We start from the raw sequence: 6,361 nt of genomic DNA on the forward strand, positions 1-6,361 counted from the left end.
GCCGATCGCGTCGACGCCGTCGGTCACCAGTCGCCACAGGTCCTCGGGGGAGCGGACGCCGCCGGGGTAGCGGCAGGCCATGCCCACGATCGCGATCGGCTCCTCGTTCCGTACCCGGGTGGCCGTGACGTCGTCGGTGCGGCCGGTGCCGGTGATCCGCTCGCCGAGGTACCGGGCGAGCGCGGTGGCGGTCGGGTGCTCGAACACCACCGTGGCGGGCAGCCGGAGGCCGGTGGCCGCGTTGACGCGGTTGCGCAGTTCGACGGTGGTGAGGGAGTCGAGACCCTGCTCGCGCAGGGCCCGGTCCGGTTCGACGGTGGCGGGGTCGTCGTGGCCGAGCACCTCGGCGGCCTTGGCGCGGACGAGGTCGAGCAGCGCCGCCTCCCGCTCGGCCGGGGGCAGTTCGGCGATCCTCCGGGCGGACGCGGCGGGCCGTGCGCTGGTGGTGCGGGCGCCGCCCGGCCCGCCGGTGCGGGGCAGCAGACGGCGCAGCAGCGGGGGGATCTCGCCCCGGTCGTGCTCCGTCCGGACCGCCGCGAGGTCGAGCCGGGCGGGCAGCGCGACCGGCCGGCCCGCGGCGAGCGCGGCGTCGAACAGGGCGAGCGCGTCCTCGGCGGGCATCGCGGCGAGGCCGCCGCGGCGCAGCCGCGCCTGGTCGGAGTCGCTGATCCGCCCCGCCATTCCGGCGGAGTCGGCCCACAGGCCCCAGCCGAGCGAGACGGCGGGCAGGCCGGAGGCACGGCGGTGCTGGGCGAGGGCGTCGAGGAAGGCGTTGGCGGCCGCGTAGTTGGCCTGGCCGGCGCCGCCCAGGGTGGCGATCGCGGAGGAGAACAGCACGAACGCGGTGAGCGGCAGCTCCCGGGTGAGTTCGTGCAGGTTCCAGGCCGCGTCCGCCTTGGGGCGCAGGACGGCGTCGGTCCGCTCGGGGGTGAGGGAGGTGACGGTCCCGTCGTCGAGGACGCCGGCGAGGTGGACGACGGCGCGCAGCGGTCGGTCGGCCGGGACGGCGGCCAGCACCGCGGCCAGCGCCTCGGGGTCGGCGGCGTCGGCGGCGGTGACGGTGACCTCGGCGCCCAGGGCGCGCAGTTCCTCCGCCCGTTCGGCGGAGCCGTCGGCGGCGGGGCCGCGGCGGCTGACCAGGACGAGGTGCCGTACCCCGTGGGCGGTCACCAGGTGCCGGGCGACCAGGGCGCCGAGGCCGCCGGTGCCGCCGGTGAGCAGCACGGTGCCGTCGAGGGCGGCGCCTCCGATGCCGGTGCCGTCGAGGGCGGGGGCGCCGGGCGCCGTGCCGTCGGGCGTCGGGCGATCTCCGGGCGGCCCGGCCGTGGTGAGCGGGGCCAGCCGCGGGACCTTCACCGTCCCGGCCCGGAGGGCCAGTTGGGGTTCGCCGGTGCCGACGGCGGCGGGGACGGCGCGGGCCGAGGCCGGGTCGTCGTCCAGGTCGAGCAGGACGATCCGGTCGGGGTGCTCGGTCTGCGCGGACCGGATGAGGCCCCAGACGGCGGCGGTCGCCGGGGAGGGGGCCGGCGCCGTGTCGTCCACGGCGGTCGCGCCGCGGGTGGTGATCACCAGTCGCGCGTCGGCGAGGCGTTCGTCGGCGAGCCACTCCTGGACGAGCGTCAGCGCCTGCCCGGTGAGCCGGTGCGCGGAGTCGGCAGGGGTGCCGGGTGCCGTGTCGTCCGGTCCGGCATCATCCGGTCCGGCGTCGTCCGGTCCGGCGCCGTCGGCGTGCAGCGGTCCGGCGAGGACCAGGTCGGGGACGGGGGCGCCGCCGGCGACCGCCTCGCGCAGCGCGGCGAGGTCCGGGTAGGAGTGTGCGGCCGGGCCGTCCACCGGCCGCGCGCGTCCGAGGACGGCCCACCGGGCGGCCTCGGGTGCGCCGAGCGGCAGCGGCCGCCACTCCACCGCGTACAGGTCCCGTACGGTTCGGACGGGGGCGAGCCGTTCGACGGCGACGGGCCGCAGCGCGAGGGTGCCGACGGCGAGCACCGAGCTGTCGGTCTCGTCGGTGACGGTCAACTCGACGGTGTCGGCTCCGGCCGGGGTCAGCCGGACGCGCAGCGGTTCTCCCACCGAGGAGGCCGAACCCGAGGCCGAACCCGGACGCGAACCCGAGGCCGAACCGGAGCCCGCACCCGCGCCGGGGCCGGCCTCCGCCGCCGACCCGGTCGCGAAGCGGGTCCAGGCGAACGGCAGGAACATCTGCCCGGAGTCCTCCCGGAGCAGCCCGGTGGCGGCCAGCGGGTGCAGTGCGGCATCGAGCAGCGCGGGGTGCGGGGCGCCCCGCCCGGTGTCCGTCCGCAGCTCCGCCGGGACGGTCACCTCGGCGAACAGCTCCTCGCCCAGCCGCCAGGCGGCCCGGACGTTCCGGAACGCCGGTCCGTACTCGTAGCCCTGCTCGTGGAGGCGGTCGTACAGCTCGGCGACGTCGAGCTCGGTGGCCCCGGGCGGCGGCCACTCCGCACCCGGGAACACGTCCGCACCCGCACCGGGGCCGCCCGCCGCACCGGCCGAGACGAACCCGGCCGCGTGCCGCGTCCACTCCGCGCCGCCCTGCCGCGAGTACAGCCGCACCGGGCGGCGTCCGGCCTCGTCGGTGGTGCCCACGACGACCTGGAGCCGGACCTCGCCGTCCTCGGGGACGGCGAGCGGCGCCTCCAGGGTGAGTTCGTCGACCGTGCCGCAGCCCACCTCCGCCCCGGCCCGGACGGCGAGGTCCAGCAGCGCGGTGCCGGGCAGCAGGACGGTGCCGCGCATCGCGTGGTCGGCCAGCCAGGGCCGGGCCGCGGTGGACAGCCGTCCGGTGAACACGTGCCCGTCGCCGTCGGCGAGCTCGGTCACGGTGTCCAGGAACCGGTGCCCGAGGGCGTTGGCGCCGCGCGCGGCCGGTTCGATCCAGTAGCGCTGCCGCTGGAACGGGTAGGTCGGCAGGTCGACGGGGTCCGCCGGGGCGTCGCGCAGGACGGCCCGCCAGTCGACCCGCACGCCCTGGGTGTGCACCCGGCCGAGCGCCGCCGCGAACCGGTCCCAGCCGCCGTCGTCGCGGCGCAGCGACTCGGCGACCACGGCGCCGGCGGCGCCCGCCGCCTCCACGGTCTGCTCGATCGCCTGGGTCAGCACCGGGTGCGGGCTGATCTCGATGAAGGTGCGGTAGCCCTCGGCCGCCAGCTCCCGGATCACCGGCTCGAACTCGACCCGGTGGCGCAGGTTGCGGTACCAGTACTCGGCGCCGGTCTCGAACGGCTCCTGCCGGACCCCCTGCACGGTGGAGCGGAAGGCGGTCCGCGGCGCGCGGGGGGCGATCGGCGCGAGCACCTCCGCCAGCCGGTCCCGGATGGCCTCCACGTGCGCGGTGTGCGAGGCGTAGTCGATGGGCACCCGACGGGCCCAGACGCCGGCCTCGGCGCAGTGCGCGGCCAGCTCTTCCAGGGCGGTGAGGTCGCCGCCGACGACGGTGGAGGACGGGCCGTTCAGCGCGGCAACGGTCAGCCGGCCGTCCCAGCGGGCGATCAGTCCGGTCACCTGGTCCAGCGAGCGGGCCACCGACAGCAGGCCGCCGGTGTGCGCGAGCGGCAGCAGCTCCCTTCCGCGCAGCGCGACCACCCGCGCGGCGTCCGGCAGCGACAGCGCGCCGGCGACGTACGCGGCGGCGATCTCCCCCTGGGAGTGGCCCATCACCGCGTCCGGTTCCACCCCCGCGGCCCGCCAGAGCGCGGCGAGGGCCGCCACCACCGCGAACGTCGTGCACTGGATCACGTCCGACCGGTCCATCCCGGGAGCACCCGGTACCCCGGCCAGGACGTCGCGCACCGACCAGTCCAGGTACGGCTGGAGGGCGTCGGCGCAGGCGAGGAGTTCCGTCCGGAAGGCCGGCGAGGACTCCATCAGCCCGGCGGCCATGCCGGCCCACTGCGAGCCCTGCCCGGGGAAGACGAACACGACCTTGCCCCGGTCGGCTGCCGTGCCCCGCTCGACGCCGGGCGCCGGCTCGCCGTCCGCGAGCGCGGCCAGGGCGGCGGCCAGGGCGGCCCGATCGGTGCCGGTGAGGACGGCGCGGTGGGCGAACGCGGGGCGGCCGGTGGCGAGTGCCCGGCCGATGCCGGCCAGCGCGTGGTCCGGCGCGGTGTCGAGGTGGCGGCGCAGCAGGTCGGCCTGGGCGCGCAGGCCCTGTTCGTCGGGCGCCGAGACGAGCCACGGCACGGTGGTGTCGGTGCCGACCGCGAGCGGCAGGCGGTCGCCGTCCTTCCCGGTCCCGATGGTGCCGGTCCCGATGGTGCCGGTCCCGCTGTTGCCCGTCCCGTCGGCCGCCGGTTCGCGGACCACGTGGACGCCGGGGACGTCGGAGGCGTCGGGGGCCTCTTCGAGTACCAGGTGCGCGTTGGTGCCACTGATCCCGAACGACGACACCGCCGCCCGCCGGACGGCCGTGTCGGGCCACGGCCGCGCCTCGGTCAGCAGCCGTACGGTGCCCGCCGACCAGTCGACCTGACGGGTCGGCCGGTCCACGTGCAGGGTGCGGGGCAGCGACCGGTGGCGCAGCGCCATCACCATCTTGATCAGGCCGCCGACGCCCGCCGCGGCCTGCGCGTGCCCGATGTTGGACTTCAGGGACCCCAGCCACAGCGGGGCGTCGGCGGGCCGGTTCCGTCCGTAGGTGTCGATCAGGGCCTGGGCCTCGATGGGGTCGCCGAGCCTGGTGCCGGTGCCGTGCGCCTCGACGGCGTCCACGTCGGCGGGCCCGAGCCCGGCGTCGGCGAGCGCCTGGCGGATCACCCTTTCCTGGGACGGCCCGTTGGGCGCGGTCAGCCCGTTGCTCGCTCCGTCGGAGTTGACGGCGGAGCCGCGGATCAGGGCGAGGACGCGGTGGCCGTTGCGCCGGGCGTCCGAGAGCCGCTCCAGCACCAGCATCCCGGCGCCCTCGGCCCAGGCGGTGCCGTTCGCGGCGTCGGAGAACGCCTTGCACGTCCCGTCGGCGGACAGCCCCTGCTGCCGGCTGAACTCGACGAAGATCCCGGGGGTGGCCATCACGGCCACGCCGCCCGCGAGCGCCAGCGGGCAGTCCCCGTTGCGCAGGGCCCGGGCCGCGAGGTGCAGGGCCACCAGTGAGGACGAGCAGGCGGTGTCCACGGTGAGCGCGGGGCCCTGGAGCCCCAGGGTGTAGGCGATCCGGCCGGACGCGACGCTCGCCGTCGTGCCGGTCAGCAGGAAGCCCTCCAGGCCTTCGGCGCCCTCGGTCAGCCGGGGCCCGTATTCCTGGGACATCGCGCCGACGAACACCCCGGTCTGGCTCCGGCCCAGCGACAACGGGTCGATGCCGGCCCGCTCCAGGGCTTCCCAGGACACCTCCAGCAGCACCCGCTGCTGGGGGTCCATCGCCTGTGCCTCGCGCGGGCTGATGCCGAAGAACGCGGGGTCGAACCGGTCGGCGTCGGGGAGGAACCCGCCACGGCGCACGGAGGAGGTGCCGGAGGCCGCCGACTCCGGGTCGAACAGGGCGTCGAGGTCCCAGCCCCGGTTGTCCGGGAAGTCGGAGGTCGCGTCCGTCCCGGTCTCCACCAGCCGCCACAGCTGCTCGGGTGTGCGCACGCCGCCGGGGTAGCGGCAGGCCATTCCGACGATCGCGATCGGGTCGTCGGCGTCCGCGGCCGGCCCGTTCGCCGGGTGGCCGGGCCGGTGCCCGGCCGTGGGCGCGGCGGTGGGGGGCGCCTCGGCGAGGCGGTCGCGCAGGTGTTCGGCGAGGAGCTGCGGCGTCGGGTGGTTGAACAGCAGCGCGGCGGGCAGCTCCAGGCCGGTCGCCGTCACCAGCCGGTTCCGCAGTTCCACGGCGAGCGAGGAGTCGAAGCCGAGTTCCTTGAACGAGCGTCCGGAGGCGGGCTCCTCGTCGCCGGTGTGGCCGAGGACGGCGGCCGCGTTCCGGTGCACCAGGTCCAGCAGCGCGCGGCGCCGTTCGGCGGGCGGCAGCGCGGTCAGTGCCTCGGACGCCGCGGGTGGGGCGGCGGTGTCCCGCTCCTGCTCGCCCGGGTCCTCGGCCGGTCCGTCGGGCGGCGTGTCGGCCGTGGTCCGCCGAGCGGTTCCGGGCTCCAGCCAGTGGCGGCGCCGTTGGAAGGGGTAGGTCGGCAGGGAGACCCGCCGGGGCTGCGCGTCCTCGAAGAGCCGGGCCCAGTCGGCGTCCGCGCCGACGGTGTGCAGCCGCGCCATCGAGGTGAGGAACGCCGTCCAGCCCGGCCGCTTGCGGTGCAGGGTGCCGGTGGTGACGGTCTCCGTACCGGTGTCGGTGGTGTCGGCGGTTTGTTGGATGGGGGTGGTGAGGACGGGGTGGGGGCTGGTTTCGATGAAGTGGGTGTGGCCGGTGGTGAGGAGG

The 6,361-nt window shown here is 77.0% G+C and carries 1 protein-coding gene; it reads right to left on the reverse strand.

All coding sequences use genetic code 11. The features are described from left to right. On the reverse strand, window positions 1–6,361 hold a 6,361-nt coding region (locus ACFWIS_RS40210; protein WP_380463891.1), incomplete at both ends, for an SDR family NAD(P)-dependent oxidoreductase.

Source organism: Kitasatospora sp. NPDC127060 (assembly GCF_042724935.1).
GTDB lineage: Bacteria > Actinomycetota > Actinomycetes > Streptomycetales > Streptomycetaceae > Kitasatospora.